The sequence below is a fragment of the Sphingomicrobium aestuariivivum genome (assembly GCF_024721585.1).
Lineage (GTDB): Bacteria > Pseudomonadota > Alphaproteobacteria > Sphingomonadales > Sphingomonadaceae > Sphingomicrobium > Sphingomicrobium aestuariivivum.
Map to the genome: position 1 here is coordinate 1313122 of NZ_CP102629.1, position 20959 is coordinate 1334080.

The 20959-nt window shown below is 67.2% G+C and carries 14 protein-coding genes; 8 read left to right on the forward strand and 6 right to left on the reverse strand.

Going from position 1 to position 20959, the window contains the following annotated elements:
- The first annotated feature begins 14 nt into the window (after positions 1 to 14).
- Complete coding sequence (rpoZ, locus tag NUW81_RS06815) at positions 15 to 350, forward strand: DNA-directed RNA polymerase subunit omega (RefSeq protein WP_245111767.1); 336 nt, start codon at positions 15 to 17, stop codon at positions 348 to 350.
- Between the two features lie 78 nt (positions 351 to 428).
- Here rpoZ and NUW81_RS06820 read toward each other — a convergent pair whose 3' ends face one another.
- Positions 429 to 932 carry a winged helix-turn-helix transcriptional regulator gene (locus NUW81_RS06820; protein ID WP_280638875.1) on the reverse strand — a complete coding sequence of 168 codons (504 nt, stop codon included), beginning with the start codon at positions 930 to 932 and terminating at the stop codon, positions 429 to 431.
- A 145-nt stretch (positions 933 to 1077) separates the two neighbouring features.
- Between NUW81_RS06820 and NUW81_RS06825 the strand changes: the two genes are divergently transcribed.
- Both NUW81_RS06825 and NUW81_RS06830 read left to right on the forward strand, forming a co-directional pair.
- Positions 1078 to 1368, forward strand: coding sequence for a CC_3452 family protein (locus NUW81_RS06825; protein ID WP_245111769.1), 291 nt, complete (start codon positions 1078 to 1080; stop codon positions 1366 to 1368).
- Between the two features lie 107 nt (positions 1369 to 1475).
- Positions 1476 to 3572, forward strand: coding sequence for a RelA/SpoT family protein (locus NUW81_RS06830; protein ID WP_245111770.1), 2097 nt, complete (start codon positions 1476 to 1478; stop codon positions 3570 to 3572).
- A 24-nt stretch (positions 3573 to 3596) separates the two neighbouring features.
- On the opposite strand, the gene NUW81_RS06835 is transcribed toward NUW81_RS06830, so the two are convergent.
- Complete coding sequence (locus NUW81_RS06835; RefSeq protein WP_245111771.1) at positions 3597 to 5909, reverse strand: NADP-dependent malic enzyme; 2313 nt, start codon at positions 5907 to 5909, stop codon at positions 3597 to 3599.
- Between the two features lie 97 nt (positions 5910 to 6006).
- Here NUW81_RS06835 and mutS point away from each other — a divergent pair, with 97 nt between their 5' ends.
- Positions 6007 to 8619 carry a DNA mismatch repair protein MutS gene (gene mutS, locus NUW81_RS06840; protein ID WP_245111772.1) on the forward strand — a complete coding sequence of 871 codons (2613 nt, stop codon included), beginning with the start codon at positions 6007 to 6009 and terminating at the stop codon, positions 8617 to 8619.
- Complete coding sequence (locus tag NUW81_RS06845) at positions 8619 to 11363, forward strand: [protein-PII] uridylyltransferase (protein ID WP_245111773.1); 2745 nt, start codon at positions 8619 to 8621, stop codon at positions 11361 to 11363. Before mutS ends, NUW81_RS06845 begins: the two co-directional genes overlap by 1 nt.
- 85 nt (positions 11364 to 11448) lie before the next feature.
- On the opposite strand, the gene NUW81_RS06855 is transcribed toward NUW81_RS06845, so the two are convergent.
- The 4 genes from NUW81_RS06855 to thrS form a co-directional block, all read right to left on the reverse strand.
- On the reverse strand, positions 11449 to 14559 hold the full coding sequence (locus NUW81_RS06855) for a TonB-dependent receptor (RefSeq protein WP_280638876.1): 3111 nt from the start codon (positions 14557 to 14559) through the stop codon (positions 11449 to 11451).
- A 213-nt stretch (positions 14560 to 14772) separates the two neighbouring features.
- On the reverse strand, positions 14773 to 15291 hold the full coding sequence (infC, locus tag NUW81_RS06860; protein ID WP_245111774.1) for a translation initiation factor IF-3: 519 nt from the start codon (positions 15289 to 15291) through the stop codon (positions 14773 to 14775).
- Between the two features lie 144 nt (positions 15292 to 15435).
- Positions 15436 to 17640 (reverse strand): methyl-accepting chemotaxis protein, encoded by a 2205-nt coding sequence (locus NUW81_RS06865; RefSeq protein ID WP_245111777.1) that lies wholly within the window; start codon positions 17638 to 17640, stop codon positions 15436 to 15438.
- Positions 17641 to 17795: 155 nt separating this feature from the next.
- Complete coding sequence (gene thrS / locus NUW81_RS06870; protein ID WP_245111779.1) at positions 17796 to 19814, reverse strand: threonine--tRNA ligase; 2019 nt, start codon at positions 19812 to 19814, stop codon at positions 17796 to 17798.
- A 140-nt stretch (positions 19815 to 19954) separates the two neighbouring features.
- Between thrS and NUW81_RS06875 the strand changes: the two genes are divergently transcribed.
- Genes NUW81_RS06875 through NUW81_RS06885 form a run of 3 tightly spaced genes read left to right on the forward strand, consistent with a single transcriptional unit; the run spans position 19955 to position 20930 of the window.
- On the forward strand, positions 19955 to 20131 hold the full coding sequence (locus NUW81_RS06875; protein WP_245111781.1) for a hypothetical protein: 177 nt from the start codon (positions 19955 to 19957) through the stop codon (positions 20129 to 20131).
- Positions 20128 to 20739, forward strand: a complete 612-nt coding sequence (locus tag NUW81_RS06880; RefSeq protein WP_245111784.1) for a hypothetical protein — start codon at positions 20128 to 20130, stop codon at positions 20737 to 20739. Before NUW81_RS06875 ends, NUW81_RS06880 begins: the two co-directional genes overlap by 4 nt.
- Complete coding sequence (locus NUW81_RS06885) at positions 20736 to 20930, forward strand: helix-turn-helix transcriptional regulator (RefSeq protein ID WP_312025069.1); 195 nt, start codon at positions 20736 to 20738, stop codon at positions 20928 to 20930. Before NUW81_RS06880 ends, NUW81_RS06885 begins: the two co-directional genes overlap by 4 nt.
- The last annotated feature ends 29 nt before the right edge of the window (positions 20931 to 20959 follow it).

The following is a 20959-nucleotide window of genomic DNA, read 5'->3' on the forward strand; positions in this document are numbered from 1 at the left end:
AGGATCAGCGGCTTATGGCGCGCGTTACCGTCGAAGATTGCGTCGACAAGGTCTCGAACCGGTTCGATCTCGTCCTGCTCGCAGCCGAGCGGGCGCGTCAGATTTCGGGCGGTGCCGATCTCACCATCGATCGCGACCGCGACAAGAACCCCGTCGTCGCGCTGCGCGAGATCGCCGAGCAGACCGTCAAGCCCAAGCATCTCGAGGAAAGCCTCATCTCGGGTCACCAGCGCGTCCAGATGGACGATGACGACGAGACCGATGAACTGTCGAGCCTCAGCGAATCGGCCGAAGCCCTGCGCCTCACCGCCTCGGCCCCGCCGCGCCCGACCCCGGGTGCCGCCGACTAGGGCTCTCGCGACAAGCGACATGAAAAAAGGGCGGTGCCGCGAGGCGCCGCCCTTTTTCGTTCAGGCCCTGGCCGCGGCCTAGAGCTCGACCTTGTCCATCTGGTGACGGCGGATCGTCGCGCCGGTGCGGCGGTCGATCCACATCAGGTCCTTCAATCCCAGCACAGTGCCGTCCTGCGCGGTGACCGAAACGCGCGCCACCGACTTGCCGTCGCGCACGTCGGCGAGCTGGATGTCGGAACAGCCATGACCCCAGTCCTCGCCCCACTGCCGGAGCGCGACCACCACGGGCAGCAGCGCCTCGCCCTTCTCGGTCAGCTGGTAGACCACCTTGCGCCCGTCATTGGGATCGGGCTGGCGGTCGAGGATGTCGCCCGCGACCAGCTTGGACAGCCGGTCCGACAGGATATTGCGGGCGATGCCGAGACCCGCCTGGAACTGCTCGAAATGCTTCAGCCCGTTGAAGGCACCGCGCAGGATGAGGAAGGACCAGCGCTCGCCGATCAGCTCGATCGCGGGCGGAAGCGGACAGCGCAGTGCCGCGTCCCGGAATGACTCGATGTCGGGTTCGATGCCGCTCAATCCTGTGTCCTTTGTCATGGCCGCCTCGCGGGCTAGCCCCCATGGGTGGGCACAGTCATAGGCGCGTCATTTTCAAAATAACAGTTGCTAAACGAGACTGTTTCAACCTAATAGGTTTCCGAACAAAACCGAAAGGACGACCATCATGCGCACCCTTCTGGCCCTCGCTGCCGCCGCCACCCTCGCCGCGCCCGCTGCCGCTGCCGCGCCGCTGCTGAGCGCCGACCTTGCCGCCGCCGCCGAGGCGCGCGTAATCGTCAAGGGCGCCGCTTTCGCCTGCGAGGGCGAGACCTGCACCACCCGCTCGGCCGCCAGCCGCCCCGCCGTGCTGTGCGAGCGCCTCGTCAAGGAAGTCGGTCCCGTGACCAGCTTCAAAGTCGATGGCGAGGAAATCGATGCGCGCGATCTCGAGCGCTGCAACGCCAAGGCGCGCTAACCCGCGTCAAACGCCTGAGGCAACTTGCGAAAGGCTCGTCCGACAGGGCGGGCCTTTCGTGCGTTTTGCACTTGCACAAGCGCCCCCCGCGCCCCCATTAATTAACCGTGCTGAGACAATATGAACTGGTCGAGAAGGTCCGGGCCTATGACCCCGACGCCGACGAGGCGCTGATCAACCGCGCCTATGTCTTCTCGATGAAGGCCCATGGCGCCCAGCTCCGCGCCAGCGGAGACCCCTATTTCTCGCACCCGATCGAAGTCGCGGGCATCCTCACCGACCTCAAGCTCGACGACGAGACCATCGTCACCGCCATCCTCCACGACACCATCGAGGACACGGTCGCCACGCCCGAGCAGATCGAGAACCTGTTCGGCGAGGAAGTGGCCCGCCTCGTCGACGGCGTGACCAAGCTGTCGAAGGTCGAGGCGATGAGCGAATCGCAGCGCGCCGCCGAAAACCTTCGCAAGTTCCTGCTCGCGCTGTCGGGCGACATCCGCGTGCTGCTGGTGAAGCTGGCCGACCGGCTCCACAACATGCGCACGCTGCATCACATTCCCAAGGAGCATAAGCGCCGTCGTATCGCCCGCGAGACGATGGACATCTATGCGCCGCTCGCCGAGCGCATCGGCATGTACGAGATGATGAAGGAGATGCAGACGCTCGCCTTCCAGCATCTCGAGCCCGATGCCTATGCCTCGATCCTCAAGCGCCTCGACCAGCTCAACGACAAGGGCGGCGATGTCATCAACCGCATCGGCCTCGGGCTCCAGCTCCACCTGGCCGACCATGGCCTCGATGCCGACGTCACGGGGCGCGAGAAACATCCCTATTCGATCTGGAAGAAGATGGCCGAACGGCACATCAGCTTCGAGCAACTGTCCGACGTCATGGCCTTCCGCGTCATCGTCGACACGGTCGAGGACGTCTATCGCGCGCTGGGCCTCATCCACCAGCGCTGGCCGATGGTCCCGGGGCGCTACAAGGATTACATCTCGACCCCCAAGCGTAACGGCTACCGCTCCTTGCACACCTCGGTGATCCACGACACCAACATGCGCATCGAGATCCAGATCCGCACGCGCGAGATGCACGAACAGGCCGAGCGCGGGCTCGCCGCGCACTGGGCCTATAAGGAAGGCGCGCCCAAGGGCGACAAGCCGGTCATGTGGATCAACGACCTCGTCGAGATCCTCGACCATGCCGCCGACCCCGAGGAACTCCTCGAGCACACGCGCATGGCGATGTACCAGGACCGCATCTTCGCCTTCACCCCCAAGGGCGAGCTGATCCAGCTGCCCAAGGGCGCCACCGCGGTCGATTTCGCTTATGCCGTCCACACTGACCTTGGCGACCAGACGGTCGGCGTGAAGGTCAACGGGCGCGTCGTGCCGCTGCGCACCGTGCTCGACAATGGCGACCAGGTCGAGATCCTCGCCAGTGACGCGCAGCAGCCCCAGCCGTCATGGCTGCGCTTCGTCGCCACCGGCAAGGCGCGCGCCGCCATCCGCCGCTTCGTGCGCCACAAGGAGCGCGACGAAACGATCGAGCTGGGCACCAAGATCTTCGCCGAGATCCTCGAGCGCCTGCCGTCGGCACCGCGCGCGGGTGCGACCAAGCGCGCCGCCAAGCGTCTCAAGATGGACGACGAAGCCGCGCTGATGGAAGCAATCGCCAAGCGCCGCATCGCCGATGAAGCGGTGATGGAAGCACTCGTCCCCGGCTCGACCGCCAAGCTCGAGAAGAAGGACGGCCGCGCGCCCGAACAGCGCAACGCCATCTCGATCAAGGGCCTCACCCCCGGCGTCGCCTTCGAACTTTCCGATTGCTGTCACCCGATCCCGGGCGACCGCATCGTCGGCGTACGCGGCGAGGACGAGATGATCGCGGTCCATGTCATTGGCTGCGAACAGCTGCTGGCCTCCGACGACAGCGACTGGCTCGACCTGTCCTGGGGCGAACAGTCGGACGGCGGCACCGCGCGCATCCGCGTCATCCTCCACAACGTGGCGGGCGCGCTGGGCGAGATGGCGGGGATCTTCGGCGCCAAGCGCGCGAATATCGTCAACCTCGGCCTCGTCCACCGCGACGGGGCCTTCCACACCTTCGACGTGGATTGCGAACTGCACGATCTGGCGCACCTTCACGCCATGATCGCCGCCCTGCGCGCCAGCGACAGCATCAGCGCCGCCGACCGCATCTAGGCGGCCGGCAGCGCCTCGCGTCTCCTATCCGACGATCGCTTCGGCAGCGCCGCGCGCGGCGGTGTTTCGGCGAAGGCCGTCGGCGCCGCCCGAGGCCAGCACGGCGAGCGTCACGAGGTCGCTCGACGAGGCCGTCATCGGCGCGATCTGCACCGGCAGGCTCATGCCCATGAGGTACGGCCCGAGCAGCGTCTCGCCGCCCAGCGCCTTCAGCAGCTTGGCCGACAGGTTGGCCGACTGCAGCCCCGGCATGATCAGGATGTTCGCGGGCCCGGTCAGGCGGCTGAATGGATAATAAGAGCGCTGGGCGTCGTAGTTGAGCGCGACGTCGGGGCCCATCTCGCCTTCATATTCGAAGTCGGTGGTCATCCGGTCGAGCACCTTCACCGCATCGCGCAGCTCGTCGATGTGGCGGCCCGGCGGGTTGCCGAAGGTGGTGTAGCTGATGAAGGCGACGCGGGGCTCCTGCCCCATGCGCCGCGCGAAGGCCGCCGAGCGCACCGCGATGGCGGCGAGCTGTTCGGCGCTCGGACGTTCGGTCACCGAGGTATCGGCGATCATCACCGTCTGCCCGCTGCCGCCTGCCACGATATGGATGCCGAAGGGCTCGGCGCCATGATCGTCGTCGATCACCGTGCGCACCTGCGCGAGGCTCTGGCTGAAGGGACGCGTCGTCCCCGTGATCATCGCATCGCCCTCGCCCAGCGCGAGCATGGCGGCGGTGAAATAGTTGCGGTCCTGGTTGACCATCCGCTCGACCTGGCGGCGCAGCATGCCGCCGCGCTGGTGCTTCTCGTAGATGAAGTCGACCGCTTTCTCGACCAGCGGCGAATTGCGGCTGTTGAGCACCTCGTAGCTGTGCGGATCCTCGACCCCGAGGTCGCGCAGGCGATCATAGGTGCTCTCGCGCCCGACCAGCACGGGCACGCCATAGCCGCCTTCGCGGAAGGCGATGGCGGCGCGCAGGACATTCTCTTCCTCGCCCTCGGCGAACAGCACGCGCTTGGGATTGCGCTTGGCCGCCTCGAAAGCGAGGCTGAGCGTCGAGCTGGTGGGGTTGAGCCGTGCGCGCAGCTGGGCACGATAGGCGTCATAATCCTCGATCGGCTTCTGGGCGACGCCGCTTTCCTCGGCGGCCTTCGCGACCGCTGCCGGCACGACCTCGATCAGACGCGGGTCGAAGGGGGCGGGGATGATATAGTCGGGGCCGAAGCTCTTGGCCGCGCCGCCATAGGCCGCCGCCACTTCCTCGGGCACCGCCTCGCGCGCCAGTTCGGCCAGCGCCTGCGCCGCCGCGATCTTCATCGCCTCGTTCACCGCGGTAGCGCGCACGTCCAATGCGCCGCGGAAGATGAAGGGGAAGCCGAGGACGTTGTTGACCTGGTTGGGATAGTCCGAGCGGCCCGTGGCGATGATCGCGTCGGGGCGCGCTTCCTTGGCCACCGGGGGCGCGATCTCGGGCGTCGGATTGGCCATCGCGAAGATGATCGGATTGGGCGCCATCGCCTTGATCATCTCGCCGTCGAGCACATTGCCCGCCGACAGGCCGAGGAAGACGTCGGCGCCTTCGAGTGCTTCGGCCAGCGTGCGCTTGTCGGTCTTGACCGCCTGCGCCGATTTCCACTGGTCGAGATCGTCGCGATCCTCGTGGATGACGCCCGTCCGGTCGCACATCAGCACATTCTCGCGGCGCACCCCCATCTCCTTGATGAGGTCGCTGCACGCGATCGCCGCGGCGCCCGCGCCGTTCACCACCACCTTGAGGCTCTCCATCGACCGGCCGGTGAGATGCGCGGCGTTGATGAGGCCGGCCGCGGTGATGATCGCGGTGCCATGCTGGTCGTCGTGGAAGACGGGGATGTTCATGCGCTCTTTCAGCGCCTGTTCGATGATGAAGCAGTCGGGCGCGCCGATATCCTCGAGGTTGATGCCGCCGAAACTGGGGCCCATCAGCGCGACCGCCTCGATGAACTTGTCGGGGTCCTGCGTGTCGAGTTCGAGGTCGATCGAATCGACGTCGGCGAAGCGCTTGAAGAGGACCGCCTTGCCTTCCATCACCGGCTTCGATGCCAGCGCGCCGAGATTGCCGAGGCCGAGGATGGCGGTGCCGTTCGAGATGACCGCGACGAGATTGCCCTTGGCGGTCAGTTCGTAGGCGCGGCCGGGATCGGCGGCGATGGCTTCGACCGGCACGGCGACGCCGGGCGAATAGGCCAGCGCGAGGTCGCGCTGCGTGGCCATCGGCTTCGATGCCTTGATCTCGATCTTGCCGGGGCGACCCTTGGCGTGGAAGTCGATCGCTTCCTGTTCGGAAAACTTGACGTTGGCTTCGCTCAATTTTCTCTCCTGTATGGCGCCGCCATAAAAAGAGGCCCCTGAAGAGTCACGGACTTAATGGAAACGGCGGGGGAAAGCGGCTAGCGTTGCCCGCAAGATGGCCCGCGACGATTCAACTCCCAAATCCACCCCCGTGATGCAGCAGTTCCACGACCTCAAGGCGGAGGCGGGGGACGCGCTCCTGTTCTTCCGCATGGGCGATTTCTTCGAGCTGTTCTTCGAGGACGCCAAGGTCGCGGCCCAGTGCCTCGACATCGCATTGACCGCGCGCGGCACCGACCGCGGCCAGCCCGTGCCGATGTGCGGCGTGCCCGTCCATGCCGCCGAGGCCTATCTCGCGCGCCTGATCAAGGCGGGTCACCGCGTCGCCATCGCCGAACAGACCGAGAGCCCCGCCGAAGCCAAGAAGGCTCGCGGCTCGAAGGCGCTCGTCGCGCGCGGCATCGTCCGCGTCGTCACGCCCGGCACGCTGACCGAGGACACGCTGCTCGACAGCGCCGCCGCCAACTGGCTCGCCGCGGTGGGCCGCGCGGGCGATGACTATGCGGTCGCCGCCTGCGACATCTCGACGGGCCGTTTCGAGCTCATCGCCTGCGACACCGGCGGGCTGCCAGCCGAGCTGGCGCGCCTCGATGCCGCCGAGGTCATCGCCGGCGAGGCCATCCCCGGCGTAGACACGCTCCCGGGCGCGGGCGGGTTCGACAGCCGCGCGGGTGAAGAAGCATTGAAGCGCCGCTACGGCGTCGCCGACCTCGCCGGTTTCGGCAGTCCCGGCCGCGCCGAATGCGCCGCCGCGGGCGGGCTCCTCGCCTATCTCTCCGCCACCCAGAAAGAGGCGACCGCGCACCTCGCCGCGCCGCGCCGCATCGAACGTTCGAGCCTGATGGCGATCGACCCCTCGACCCGCGACAGCCTCGAACTGCTCCGCGGTGCCGACGGCACGCCCGCGACCAGCCTCCTCCACGCCATCGACCGCTGCGTCACCGCAGGGGGCCGCCGCCTCCTCGCCGCCGATATCAGCGCCCCGCTCGCCACGTTGGACCCGATCAACCGCCGCCTCGCGCTGGTGCAATATTTCGTCGAGGACCAGCTGCTGCGCGACGAGGTCCGCAGCCGCCTCAAAGCATTGCCCGACCTCGCCCGTGCGCTGTCGCGCCTCGTCGCTGGCCGCGGCAGTCCGCGCGACCTCGGCCAGCTGCGCGACGCGCTCGCCGGTGCCGCCGACCTGCATGAGCGCCTGTCGGAGGTCGAGGCCCGCCCCGACCTCCTCGCCGAGCTCCTGCCCCGCCTCACCGGCCATGACATGCTGCGCGGCCTGCTCGCCGCCGCGCTGGTCGACAGCCCGCCGATCGAGACCGCCAAGGGCGGCTATGTTCGCGAGGGCTTCGATGCCGACCTCGATGCCCTGCGTGACCTCAGCCGCGGCGGGCGGCAGGCCATCGCGGCACTGGAAGCCAGATATCGCGAGGCGACCGGCGTCACGTCCTTGAAGATCAAGCACAACAACGTCCTCGGCTATCATATCGAGGTGCCCGCCAAGGCCGCCGCCCCGCTCATGGCGGAGGATTCGGGCTTCACCCATCGCCAGACGATGGCCAATGCCGTCCGCTTCAATTCGCCCGAGCTGCACGAACAGGCGACCGCGCTGGGCGAGGCGGGCGACAAGGCACTGGCGCTCGAGGCCGAGCACCTCTCCCGCCTCGTCGCCGCCGCCGTCGGCGAGGCCGCCCCGCTCACCGCCGCCGCCGACGCGCTTGCGCGGCTCGATGTCGCGGCGGGGCAGGCGCACCGCGCGGTCGAGGGTGACTGGTGCCTGCCGAGCCTTGCCGAGCAGCCCTGCCTTGAGGTTGAAGGCGGCCGCCATCCGGTGGTCGAGGCCGCTGTCGAGAAAGCGGGCGAACGCTTTATCGCCAATGATTGCCAGCTCGGCCCCGCCGACCGGCTCTGGCTTATCACCGGCCCCAACATGGGCGGTAAATCGACCTTCCTCCGCCAGACCGCGCTCATCTGCCTCATGGCGCAGGCGGGCGGCTATGTCCCCGCGACCCGTGCCAAGGTGGGCCTCGTCGATCGCCTCTTCAGCCGCGTCGGCGCCTCCGACAATCTCGCGCGCGGGCGCTCGACCTTCATGGTCGAGATGGTCGAGACCGCCGCCATCCTCGCGCAGGCGACAAGGAACAGCCTCGTCATCCTCGACGAGATCGGGCGCGGCACCTCGACCTATGACGGGCTCGCCATCGCTTGGGCGGTGACCGAGGCGTGCCACGACACGATCCGCGCGCGCACCCTGTTCGCGACCCATTATCACGAGCTCACCCGCCTCGCCGACCGCTTGGATGCCCTCAGCCTCCACCATGTCCGTGCGCGCGAGTGGAAGGGCGACCTCGTCCTCCTCCACGAAGTCGCGGAGGGCCCCGCCGACAAGAGCTACGGCATCGCGGTCGCCAAGCTCGCCGGCCTGCCCCCCGCCATCCTCGCCCGCGCCCGCGACATCCTGTCGCGGCTCGAGGCCGGTCGCGACGAAACGGGCGGCATCGCCGCGGGGCTCGACAGCCTGCCGCTGTTCGCCGCCACCGCCACGCCGGAGGAAGAGACCGACCCGCTGATGGAGGCGCTGGCCGCGCTCGACCCCGACGCGCTCACCCCGCGCGAGGCACTGGACGCGCTCTACCGCCTCAAGGCGCTCCACGACGAGGGCGGGGCCGGCTGATGCTGCCGCCGCGCACGTCGCTGATCGAGGATCGCCGCGCGATCATCGACCGCCGCGCGCTCGATGATCGCCTCGAGACACTTCCCTATGGCGACAAGGCGCGCGCGCCCGCGCTCGAGATCATCGGCGAGGCGCTCGAGCAGGGCCGCGCCGAGATCGACCGGCGCATGGTCGCGCAGCCCTATCGCGGGCGGGTCCATGCCGCCGCCACCAGCTTCCTCTACGACCAGCTCCTGCGCCTCGCCTATGACGTCGTCACCCAGCGGCTCTTCCCCAACCCCAATCCCACGCCCGCCGAGCGGCTCTGCCTCGTCGGCATTGGCGGCACGGGTCGCGGCGAGATGGCGCCGCACAGCGACCTCGACCTCCTCCTCCTCGTACCCGACCGCCGCAACGCCTGGGTCGAGCAGGCGATCGAGGGGCTGCTCTACCTCCTCTGGGACCTCCAGCTGAAGGTCGGCCACGCGGTCCGCACCCCCGAGGAAGTGATCGCCCTGTCGAAGACCGACATGAGCGTGCGCACGGCCACCTTGGAGGCGCGCTACATCTGGGGCGACGACCTCCTCTTCCACGAGATGGAAGTCCGCTTCGCCCGCGAGGTGGTGCGCGGCAGCGCGCATGAATTCGTCGCCGCAAAGCTGGCCGAGCGCGACGAGCGCCACGCGCGCATGGGCGACACGCGTTACCTCGTCGAACCCAACGTCAAGGACGGCAAGGGGGGCCTGCGCGACCTCCACACGCTCTACTGGATCGGCAAATATGTCCACGGCGTCGACCGCCCCGCCGACCTCGTCGACAAGGGCATGTTCTCGGCCCGCGAGTTCCGTCGTTTCGAGCGCGCCGAGCGCTTCTTATGGTCGGTGCGCTGCCACCTCCACCGCGTCACGGGCCGCCCCGAGGACAGGCTCGGCTTCGACCACCAGCGCGAGATCGCCGAGGCGATGAATTACGCCGACCGCCCGGGCAAGGCGGCGGTCGAGCGCTTCATGCACTTCTACTTCCTGAACGCCAAGGCGGTGGGCGACCTCACCGGCGTCTTCCTCGCCCAGCTCGATGCCCAGCTGGCCGACGAGGGGCGCCGTTTCGCCCTGCCCACGCTGCTCCGCCGCGAGAAGAAGCTGGGCGGCTTCCCGCTCGATCGCGGGCGCCTGTCGGTGAAGACGCAGGCATGGCTCGAAAAGGACCCGGTGCGCCTCTTGCAGCTCTTCCGCACTGCCCAGAAGGAAGGGGTCGAGATCCATCCCGACGCGATGCGCGCCGCCGCCCGCGCCGCGCGCGCCGTCGACGAGGTCCGCGAGGATCCGCGCGCCAATGCCATTTTCCTCGACATCCTGTCAGGGCGCGAGCAAACCGACACGGTGCTCCGCTGGATGAACGAGGCGGGCGTGTTCGGCCGCTTCGTGCCCGACTTCGGCCGCGTCGTCGCCCAGATGCAGTTCGACATGTATCACCACTATACCGTCGACGAGCATACCATCCGCGCCATCGGCCTCACCGCCGCGATCGACCGCGGCGAAATGGTCGATGACCATCCGCTCGCCAGCGCGCTCATCAAGCAGGTCGCGAGCCGCCGCGCGCTCTATGTCGCGGTGCTGCTCCACGACATCGCCAAGGGGCGCGGCGGCGACCATAGCGAACTCGGCGCCGAGATCGCCTACGAGCTCGGTCCCCGCTTCGGGCTGACGGCGGGCGAGACCGACATGGTCGCCTGGCTCGTGCTCCACCACCTCCTCATGAGCTCGACCGCCTTCAAGCGCGACCTTGCCGACCCCACCACCATCGACGATTTCGTCCGGCAGGTGCAGAGCCCCGAGCGGCTGCGCATGCTCCTCATCCTCACCGTGGTCGACATTCGCGCGGTGGGGCCCGGTACCTGGACCGACTGGAAGCGCCGTCTCCTGCGCACCCTGTTCGAGGCCGCCGAGGAGCGCCTCCGCCTCGGCCACAAGCAGCATGGACGGAGCGAACTCGTCTCGGCACGCAAGGCCGAGCTGGACGAGCAGCTCGACTGGCCGCGCGATGCGCTCCACGCCCACCACAAGCGGCTCCCCGACAGCTACTGGCTGGCCGAACCGACGGGCTGGCAGGTCGACAATGCGCTGCAGGTCGCCGAGGCCGAAGCCGCCGCCGCGCTCGGCCCCGCCCGCCCCTCGATTCGCATGAAGCGCGACCGCGAGAGCGACGCCACCCGCCTCTCGATCTTCGCCGAGGATGCGCCCGGCCTCTTCTACCGCATCTGCGCGGGGCTGAGCGCGGCGGGGGCGAGCATCATCGATGCGCGCATCCACACCACCCGCGACCAGCGCGCACTCGACAATCTCCTCATCACCGATGCGCAGGGGCGGCGCTATGCCGACAAGCGGCGGCGCAAACGCCTGGAAGCGAGCCTTGTCGAGGCGATCGAGGCAGAGGCCCCGCCGCCGCCGCCCGCGCCCGAGCCCCTGTCCGACCGCGATGCCGCCTTCGACGTGCCGCCCAACATCATCGTCAGCCAGACCGCCTCGACCCGCATGACGGTGGTCGAGGTGCATGCCCGCGACCGATCGGGGCTGCTCGCGCGGCTCGCCCATGCGATCCTCTCGGTCGGCGCGGTGGTGCATTCGGCGCATGTCACCACCTATGGCGAGCGCGCGGTCGATACCTTCTACCTGACCGACGATCACGGCCGGAAGCTCAGTCACGAGACCGCCGATGCGTTGCGCGAGGCCTTGCGCGAGGCCGCCGCCGACCCTGTCGCCGCCTAGGGCGACCACCGCTCCATCCCGCCAAAAAGAAAAAGGGCCCCGCGCTCATCGCGCGAGGCCCTTTCCCCCTTTTTAGCCTGTGGCCTTAGCCGCGCTCGGGTTCCGGCAGCGGCGGCGGCGGCGGCGGGCACGTTTCCGTCGCCAGGATCACCGTGCCGTCCGAGCAGGTGATGGTGGCGGGCGGCGGCGGCTCGACCGGCTCGACGACGGGCGGCGGCGGCGGCGTTTCGATTTCGGGCATCGGCTCCGAACGCGGACCGAACAGGCCACGCAGCGTCACGCCATAGGTGCGCGGATCGGCGAGGAAGGCGCCGAACAGCTGGTTGGCGACCGGGTAGAGCCCCTCGTCCACGCCGCGCGCGGTGTTGGTGGCGAAACCGGTGCCGAAGCCCTGCAGCGGGGCGTCGAAGGCGACCTGGATATAATCCTCGTCGGTGATGTTCTGGACCCAGAACTCGACCGCCCAGGCATTTTCCGGACCACGGATACCGACGCGGCCGTTGTAGACCTGGTAGCTGTCCTGGATCTTCTCGATGTCGAGATCCGAACCCGTGTTGTACGAGCTCATGTGGCGGCCATCGAGATAGACGAGGCCCGACAGGCCGTCGTTGCCGATCGGCGGGGTCCAGCTCATCGAGCCGGTCACCGTCAGTTCGTTGGCGTTCGAGATGTAACGGTTGTTGAGCTGGAACAGCTGCGGCGAGACGGGGACACCGTCGGCACCGACAACCTCGTTACGATAGCTGGTGTCGACCCAGGTACCGCCGAAGTTCAACGTCACATTGTCGATCGGGCGCGAGAAGATTTCCCACTCGAGGCCGCGCGAGGTCACGCCACCCTTGGTGTCGCCGACGCAGGCGCCGGTCGTCGGATCGGCATCGGCATCGCCATTGGGGACGTCGAGCTGGTCGCAGCCGTTGATGTTCGCGACCTCGAAGGCGAGGCCGTTGAACTGGTTGAGCTGGAAATTCTCGAAGGTCTGGTGGAACAGCGCCAGGTTAATGTCGATGCCGCGACCGTTATACTTGGCACCGAGCTCCCAGGCATTGTTGGTTTCCGGCTCGAACTGCAGGCCTTCCAGCGTCGAACCCGGGATGATCGCGCCATTGCCGCCAAAGCGCGGCAGCGGGGTGCGGTCGAGGTTGAAACCACCGGCCTTGTAGCCGCGCGAGTAGCTCAGGTAGGTGAGCAGGTCGTCGGTCGGACGGACCGAGACGACACCGGTGCCCGAAAGCTGGTCCTCGGTGCGCTTGTCGGTCATCACGTAGTTGCCGCCCGGCGTCGAGGGCACGAGACAGGGCAGCTGCTGGAAGTCCGGCAGGTTGGCCGAGTAGAAGGAGCAGAGGCGGTTGTCGTCGTTGAGGTCGACCGCCAGTTCCTTCTCATCGTGCGTGTAACGCAGGCCGATGGTGAAGTTCAGCCAGTCGGTCACTTCGATGATGTTGTGGGTGAACAACGCCCAGTTGGTGCCGTCCTGGTTGAAGGTGTCGTTCACCGTCGGGGTGAAGTTGAACGGCACGAAACCGCCCGGGTTGGCCTGGAAGGCCAGCGCGTTGGCAAGGTTCACATAGCCGAGGTTGCCACCGATCGGGCTGGTCGCGCCGAAGTCGGGGAAGGCGACCTGCGGGTTGAGCGTGCCGGCTGCCGGCAGTTCGGCGAAGGCGCTGACCGCGGTACCCAGCGTGGCAAGCTCGCTGATCTGCGCGATGATGCCCTGCGCGACCTCGGGCGGGGTGCCCGGCGGCAGCGTGGCGAGCGCCTGCGTGAGCGCGTTGATGCCGTTGATCAGCTCCTGGCGGGTGCCGAGCGAGATCGTGGTGTTGAGGCAGGTGTCGTTCGACGGGTCGATGATGTTCGACGGCGCGCCTTCCGAGACGAGCAGGAAGCCCGACAGGCAGTTGGCCCAGAGCGCATAGTCCTCGCCGACGGTGAGGTTGTCTTTGAGCGTCAGCGCCTCGTTGGCGTAGAAGCCGCCGACCAGCCAGTCGACCGGGCCGGCCTGGCCCTGGAGGCGCAGTTCCTGCGTGAAGGTCTCGAACTTGGTCGCCGAACCGCCGTCATCGTCGCGATAGAGGATGTCGAGGTTGTTGTAGTCGGCGTCCTGGCCGCGGGTGTAGTCATTGACGCGATAGGCGGTGATGCTGGTCAGCTCGGCGCCGCCGAGGTCCCAGACCACTTCGCCCGAAACGCCCCAGTCGTCGACGTCGCCGCGATAGCTGCGGCCGGGCGTGATGGCGATCTCGCGCTCGAAGGTGTCGTCGTTGATCTCGGCACCGAGACCGCGCAGCAGGCCCGCCACGGTCGAGGGCGCGTCACCGACACCGGCGATATAGTCGCGGGCCGGCAAATAGGTCGCGCCGCAGCACTCCTCGTTACGGGTCGAATAGTCGCCGATGAGGCGGACCGACACGTCGCTCGAGGGCTCCCACAAGAGCTGGCCGCGGACGAGCCAGCGGTTGCGGTCGTTGATGTCGCGGCCCGAGATCTCGTCGGTGAGGAAGCCGTCGCGCTTCATGTAGACGCCGTCGACGCGGGCAGCGAGCGTGTCGCTGATCGGGGTCGTGGCGCCAACCTCGAAGCGGCGCAGGTTGAAGTTGCCGATGGTACCTTCGACCGACAGTTCGGGCTCGAAGGCGGGCTTGGCGGTGATGACCGAGATGAGGCCGGCCGATGCGTTACGCCCGAACAGCGTGCCCTGCGGGCCGCGCAGCACCTCGATGCGGTCGATCGCGCCGAGTTCCGACAGGCCGGTACCGGTACGCGAGCGGTAGACGCCGTCGATGAAGACCGCGACCGAGCTTTCAAGACCGGCGTTGTCGCCGACGGTGCCGATGCCGCGGATACGCGCGGTGGCGCCGGCGGCTTCGGACGAGGTCGAGGAGACGAGCAGCGAGGGGCTGACCTGGGTCAGCTGGCGGATGTCGCTGGCGCCCGAGTTCTGGAGGATGTCGGCGGTGACGGCCGAGACGGCGAGCGGCACGTCCGAGAGCGCCTCGTTGCGGCGCGTCGCGGTGATGACGATGTCGCTGGTGTCGTAATAATAGTCGTCTTCGACGGTGCTGTCGTCGACGGCGGCGCCTTCGGTCGCGCTCTGCGCGACTTCGGCTTCACCACCATCGGTGTCGGTTTCCTGGGCGAAAGCGGGCGTCGCGATCGCGAACGCGCCGACCGACGCCAAAAGGATGGATTTGCGCATGTACATGCCTCCCCTGAATACGAAGCTGTGAAATCCTCACCGGCCTACGCCAGCAACACGGCGTTAGGGAAGCTTTTACAGGGGGCGCGCAGGGCTATTCAGGAGGGGTTGGTGCCCAAATGCAACATCGTGCAGCGCAGCATTTACGCTGCACTGCACGATAGGTTGCTTATACTGTACCGAACTGCCGCGTTTCGCGGCAGGGGTGCGCCGTTACTTGGGCGCAACCACCATCAGCATCTGGCGCCCTTCCATGCGGGGGCGCTGTTCGACCTTGGCGATCTCGGCGGTGTCCTCCTCGACGCGGTTGAGGACCGCCATGCCGAGCTGGTTGTGCGCCATCTCGCGGCCACGGAAACGGATGGTGAGTTTGACCTTGTCGCCGTTCTCGATGAACTGGACGACCTTCTTCATCTTCACCTGGTAATCGTGGTCGTCGATATTGGGACGCATCTTGATCTCCTTGATCTCCTGCGTCTTCTGGGCCTTGCGCTTGGCATTGGCCTTCTTCTGCGCTTCGTACTTGTAGCGCCCGATATCGAGGAACTTGGCCACGGGCGGATCGGCGTTGGGAGAAATCTCGACCAGGTTGAGGCCAATCTCGTTGGCCTGCTCCATTGCCTCGCGGGTGAACATGACGCCCAGGTTGTCGCCATTCTCGTCAATCACCCGGACCTTGGGCGACTGGATGTGCTTGTCATAGCGGGGTCCGGATAGGGGCGGCGGCGACATCCCACGTCGCGAAAGGGGCGGTCGTATAGCGATTTCTCCTTTGAGTCGTTGTCTCTTCTGGGCCCGAAGTAGGGTTTCCGAGCGCTAAAATAAAGGGGCACGGCACGCGGCGGTGCCATGCCCCTCGTCAAGTCGTGGCGTGGGTCAGGCGGCCTGCGCCGACTGGAGGTCGTTGAGGAACTGCTCGACGTCGACGCGGACGGCCTCGGCGAGCTGGGCGAGTTCGCCCGAAGCGGCCTTGACCTGCGTCGCCGCGGCCATGACCGAACCGGCGCCCTCGTCGACCGCGCGGGCGCGGGTGGCCACGGTATCGGCGATGCGCGCGGCACCCTCGACGCCATGACTGAGCTGTTCGGTCGCTTCCGACTGCTGGCGCACGGTGGCGGCGATCGCGGTGGCGGCCTGGCTGATGCGCTGGATCGCCTCGTCGACCTGGCCGAAGCCCGAGACCGAGCGGGTGATCGAGCCCGACATCTCGCCGACGGTGGCGGCCGCGCTCGCGGTCGCCTCGCCGGTCTGTTCGGACAGGGCCTTCACTTCGCCCGCCACGACCGCGAAGCCGCGCCCCGCCTCGCCCGCGCGCGCCGCCTCGATGGTGGCGTTGAGGGCAAGGAGGCCGGTTTTCTTGGCGACATCGTCGATCATGCCGACCATCTCGCCGACGCTGCCGGTGGCATCGGACAGGCGGCGCACTTCGCCCGCCGTGTCCGAGCTCTTCTCGGCGGCCTGGCTCGAGGAGCTGCGCTGCTCCTCGATCTGGCGGGCGATGTCGGAGATGGCGAGGCGGATCTGGTCGGCCGCCGCCGCCGCTTCGCGCACGTGGGACGAGGCATTGCCCGTCTCGCGCGCCACTTCGGACAGCTGGCCCGTCGTGTTGCCGAGCTGTTCGACCATGAGGTCGGCGGTCGCGCTCATCTCGTCGGCGGCGGACGCCAGCGTCGAGATGGTCTCGTGCATGCGGCGGGTGAAATCATTGCCCGCATCGGCGAGCTGGCGGGCGCGCAGCTCGCGCTCCTCGACGGCACGCTGTTCGGCGGCGAGCGCGGCTTCGCGCGCTTCGGCATTGTGGCGTTCGGCCTCGATCTTGGCCGCTTCCAGCGCCTCCCGCTGGGCGACGGCATCCTTGAACTGCGCCAGCGTGCGGGCGATCGAGCCGATCTCGAGCGCGCGGGCCTCGACCGGCAGGCGCACATCGAAGCGGCCCTTGGCGATGAGGCGGGTCGCACCCATCACCTCGTTCATCGGCTGCTGGACATGGCGCACCGTGACCCAGATGAGCCCGAGCACGGCGAGGACGGCCGCCGTCAGGAGCGAGGCCTGGATGACGATCGACCAGAGCGAGCTTTCGAGCTGGCGGTCGACCCAGAAGAGGGTGGCGGCTTCGGCGGCGTCGGTGATCTCGAGCAGCGGCTCGATGGCCTGGGTCGACGCGTCGAACCACTCGTAGGCGCCCATCGGATAGGGCATGCCGCTGTCGCTGGCCATGTAGATGCCGGCGCGCACCCGGTCGTAATCGGCGAAGAAGGTCTTGCGCGCGGCATCGGTCGCCTCGTCCATGTCGAGGCGGTCGGCGCTGGCGGTCTTGAGGACCTGCAGCGCGTCCCAAGCGCTTAGCACGCGGCCGCGGTTCTCGATGATCGTCGCGCGCTGGGCCGGCGTGACCTGTTCGTTCGCGGCGATCTGGCCGGCGACGATGGCGCGCTCGCGCCCCGCATATTCGCCCATTTCCCACGACAGGTGCTTGAGCATCATGAGGTTGGCGATCGAGCCCTCGGTACCCGCCTGCGCGGCGGTCGTGAAGCGCAGCTCCTGCGCAGCGGTGATGCGGCGGGTGGCGGCGCCGAGGAAGCGCATGGCAAGCTCGGGGTCGCGCAGGCTGCCCGCCTCGCGCATGGCGCCGAGCGCCTGCGTCTCGACCTTGGCGAATTCGGCGTCGGCGGTCTTGAACGTGTCGAAGATGGCGCGCTCGCTCACGCTCTGGGGCTCGAAGCGCGACAGTGCGGCGTCCATCGCGCGATTGCCCGCCAGGCGGTGGCGGCGGATATTGTCGAGGGTCTTGCGGCTGACCGGCGCGGGGTCCTTCAGCGCCGTATAGACAAGCCCGCGCGAGACCGCCCAGCGTTCGCCTGCGGTCACGACGTCGGTGGTGAAGGCATTGACGCTGCGCAGGGTCGCGGCCTGCTGGCGGTCGGCGATCGAGCCGACGAATCCGCTCGTCGCCATGCCGACGATGATCAGCGCCATGATCGAGATGGTGATGATAATCGCGCGCGTCAGCGAGAAGGTGCCTTTCGACACGCGTTTGATCGTCAGCGCTGCCTGCGCATAAGCCGTCTTGAAAGGATTCACATCCGCCCCGTCTGTCCCCACCGGCTCCCGAGCGAGCCGGCCTCGACAATGGGGTCTAAACGGAGAGCGCAAATGATTGGTTAACAGCTCCGAAACGAGGAACGGCGAAAAACCGTTATCGTATCGGAGCCGTCACAACTTCCGGCCTGCCGATCTCAGGCGAGGTCGGGCGGAGTCGCTTCCTTGATCGCGGCGGCGATGAATTCGTCGAGGCTCACGATCTCCTGGTCGCGGCTGCCGAGCCGGCGAAGGGCAACCTTGCCCTCCTCGGCCTCGCGCTTGCCCACGACCGCGATGATCGGGACCTTTGCAAGGCTGTGCTCGCGCACCTTGTAGTTGATCTTCTCGTTGCGGAGGTCGGTCTCGACCCGCAGTCCCGCCGCCTCCAGCTTGGCCGCGGCTTGCTTCGCGAAGTCGTCGGCATCGGAGACGATGGTGGTGACCACGATCTGCGTCGGCGCCAGCCACAACGGCATCTTGCCGGCATAATGTTCGATCAGCATGCCGATGAAGCGCTCGTAGGAACCGAAGATGGCGCGGTGGAGCATGACGGGGCGATGCTTCTCGCCATCCTCGCCCACATAGGTGGCGTCAAGGCGTTCGGGCAGCACGCGGTCCGACTGGATAGTGCCGACCTGCCAGGTGCGGCCGATGGCGTCGGTCAGGTGCCACTCGAGCTTGGGCGCGTAGAAGGCGCCCTCGCCCGGCAATTCTTCCCAACCGTAATCGTCATTATCCATGCCCGCGGCCTTCACCGCGTCGCGCATTTCCTGCTCGGCCTTGTCCCACATCTCGTCCGAGCCGAAGCGCTTTTCGGGGCGCGTCGCGAGCTTGACCGAATAGGTATAGCCGAAGTCCTTGTAGATGCGGTCGGCCAGCTTGCAGAACTTCTGGATCTCCTCGACCACCTGCCCTTCGGTGCAGAAGATATGCGCATCGTCCTGCGTGAACTGGCGCACGCGCATGAGGCCATGGAGCGCCCCGTGCGGCTCGTTGCGATGGCAGCAGCCGTTTTCGTAGAGGCGGAGCGGCAGGTCGCGGTACGACTTGATGCCCTGGTTGAAGACGAGGATGTGCGCCGGGCAGTTCATCGGCTTGATCGCCATCCAGTCGGCGTCCTCGGCGACATCGGGGGCCGCGGCTTCTTCCTCGCTCTCCACATTGGGGACGATGTCGGGAACCGCGAACATGTTCTCGGCATATTTCCCCCAGTGGCCCGAGCGGGTCCACTGCTTGACGTCCATCAGCTGCGGGGTCTTGATCTCGCGATAGCCGCCATCGTCGATGGCGCGGCGCATATAGGCCTCGAGCGCACGCCACATCTTGAAGCCCTGCGGGTGCCAGAAGACGCTGCCATGCGCCTCCTGCTGGAGGTGGAACAGGTCCATCTCGGCGCCCAGCTTGCGATGGTCGCGCTTGGCCGCTTCCTCGAGGCGATGCAAATGCTCGGCGAGCTGCTTCTTGTCGAGCCAGGCGGTACCGTAGATGCGGCTGAGCATCGGGTTCGACTGGTCGCCGCGCCAATAGGCGCCCGACACGCGGGTCAGCTTGAACGCCTTTGGGTCGAGATAGCCGGTGCTCGGCAGGTGCGGCCCGCGGCACAGGTCGATCCAGTCGGCCTCGCCGGTGCCGGTCTTGTACATGGTGATGGGTTCGTTCTCGGGCAGCTCCATCACCCACTCGGCCTTGAAGGCCTCGCCATTGTCGATGAAGAACTGGCGCACCTTCTCGCGGTCCCAGACTTCGCGGATCAGCGGCTTGTCGGCCTTGATGACGCGGCGCATCTCTTCCTCGATCGCGGGCAGGTCCTCCTCGGTGAACATGCCGCGGCCGGGGGCCGGCGCGAAATCGTAGTAGAAGCCGTCGTCGGTCGCCGGACCGAAGGTGATCTGGGTGCCGGGATAGAGGTTCTGCACCGCTTCGGCGAGCACGTGCGCGAAGTCGTGACGCACCAGCTCCAAGGCATCGGCCTCGTCGCGCTTGGTCACGAGCGCGAGTTTCGCATCGCCCTCGAAGGGACGCTTAAGGTCGCGCAATTCGCCGTCGACGCGCGCGGCGATCGCTGCCTTGGCAAGGCCGGGGCCGATCTCGGCGGCGACATCATAAGGGGTCGCGCCGGACTTCATTTCCTTCACGCTGCCGTCGGGCAGGTGGATTTTCACCATCTCGGTCATGCCCACCCACCTAATGCAGCGGCGCAAAGCCTTCAACCAAAAGGACAAAGCAAGGACACTTGTCCTTATGTCAACCTCGCTTGACAAGATGCGCGACTCATGTCAAACAAGCTTTACAAATTGAAAAGGGAGTTTGACCCATGAACATCAATGTGCGGGCCCTGCTTTACGCCGCCGCCCTGCTGATCGCCGCCTTTGCGGGCAAGGAAGCCGGCCTGTCGAGCCAAGCCAATTTCGCTATCATGAGCGCTCTCATCGCGACCTTCATCGCCACCCAACGACGCGCCGGCTGCTGCGGCAAGGCAGGCGCCCGATGAACGACAGTGTCCCGACGCGGCGCCGCCCGGTCGTCCTCTGGTTCCTGCTGTTTATCGCCACGCTGGTAGCGATGGGCATCGTGGTGAAGGCGACCGACATCGGCGGCACGATCTACGGCAAGGCGATGATGCTGGCCTCGTTACCCTTCCTCATCAAGGCGGGTTTGAACGCGGCGGCCAACGCGCAGTCGAGCGGGAGCCGCGGTACCCCGCAGGCCAGTTACCTGCGTCGGATGCTCGCGGTCAGTCTCCTCTATCTCGGCTCGCTGTTCGCAGCGGTCGCCCTGATCGATGACGGCGATCCGATCACGCCGATCTCCGCCCTGCTCGCGCTCATGCCCGGCATTGCGGTCGCGGGCTATTTCTGGGCGGTCGGCCGCTTCCTCGTCGAGATCAAGGACGAGTTTCTTCGCATGCTGCAGATTCGCGCCGCACTGTTCGCCACCGGCATCTCGCTCTCGGCCGCCTCGATCTGGGGTTTCCTCGAGAATTTCGGACAGGTCCCACATGTCGACGCCTTCTGGTGGCCGATCATCTGGTTCTTCGGTCTTGGACTGGGTTCGTTGTGGAACAAGCTGACCTACGGCACCACCGGGGAATGCCCGTGAAGAACCGGCTCAAGGTCCTGCGCGCCGAGCGCGACTGGAGCCAGTCCGACCTTGCCGACAAACTCGGCGTCTCGCGCCAGAGCGTGAACGCCATCGAGACCGGCAAATACGACCCCTCGCTCCCCCTCGCCTTCACTATCGCCGAAGTCTTCGACCTCGCGATCGAACAGATTTTCGACCCCAGGGGATAAGCGCGCCGGCGCGCCCATCGAAAAGGTAG

Bases quoted from the DNA above. Each gene is read 5' to 3' on its own strand.
- infC (WP_245111774.1), bottom strand. From the start codon at position 15,291: ATGTCGCCGCCGCCCCTATCCGGACCCCGCTATGACAAGCACATCCAG.
- NUW81_RS06855 (WP_280638876.1), bottom strand. From the start codon at position 14,559: ATGCGCAAATCCATCCTTTTGGCGTCGGTCGGCGCGTTCGCGATCGCG.
- thrS (WP_245111779.1), bottom strand. From the start codon at position 19,814: ATGACCGAGATGGTGAAAATCCACCTGCCCGACGGCAGCGTGAAGGAA.
- mutS (WP_245111772.1), top strand. From the start codon at position 6,007: ATGGCCCGCGACGATTCAACTCCCAAATCCACCCCCGTGATGCAGCAG.
- rpoZ (WP_245111767.1), top strand. From the start codon at position 15: ATGGCGCGCGTTACCGTCGAAGATTGCGTCGACAAGGTCTCGAACCGG.
- NUW81_RS06825 (WP_245111769.1), top strand. From the start codon at position 1,078: ATGCGCACCCTTCTGGCCCTCGCTGCCGCCGCCACCCTCGCCGCGCCC.
- NUW81_RS06880 (WP_245111784.1), top strand. From the start codon at position 20,128: ATGAACGACAGTGTCCCGACGCGGCGCCGCCCGGTCGTCCTCTGGTTC.
- NUW81_RS06845 (WP_245111773.1), top strand. From the start codon at position 8,619: ATGCTGCCGCCGCGCACGTCGCTGATCGAGGATCGCCGCGCGATCATC.
- NUW81_RS06875 (WP_245111781.1), top strand. From the start codon at position 19,955: ATGAACATCAATGTGCGGGCCCTGCTTTACGCCGCCGCCCTGCTGATC.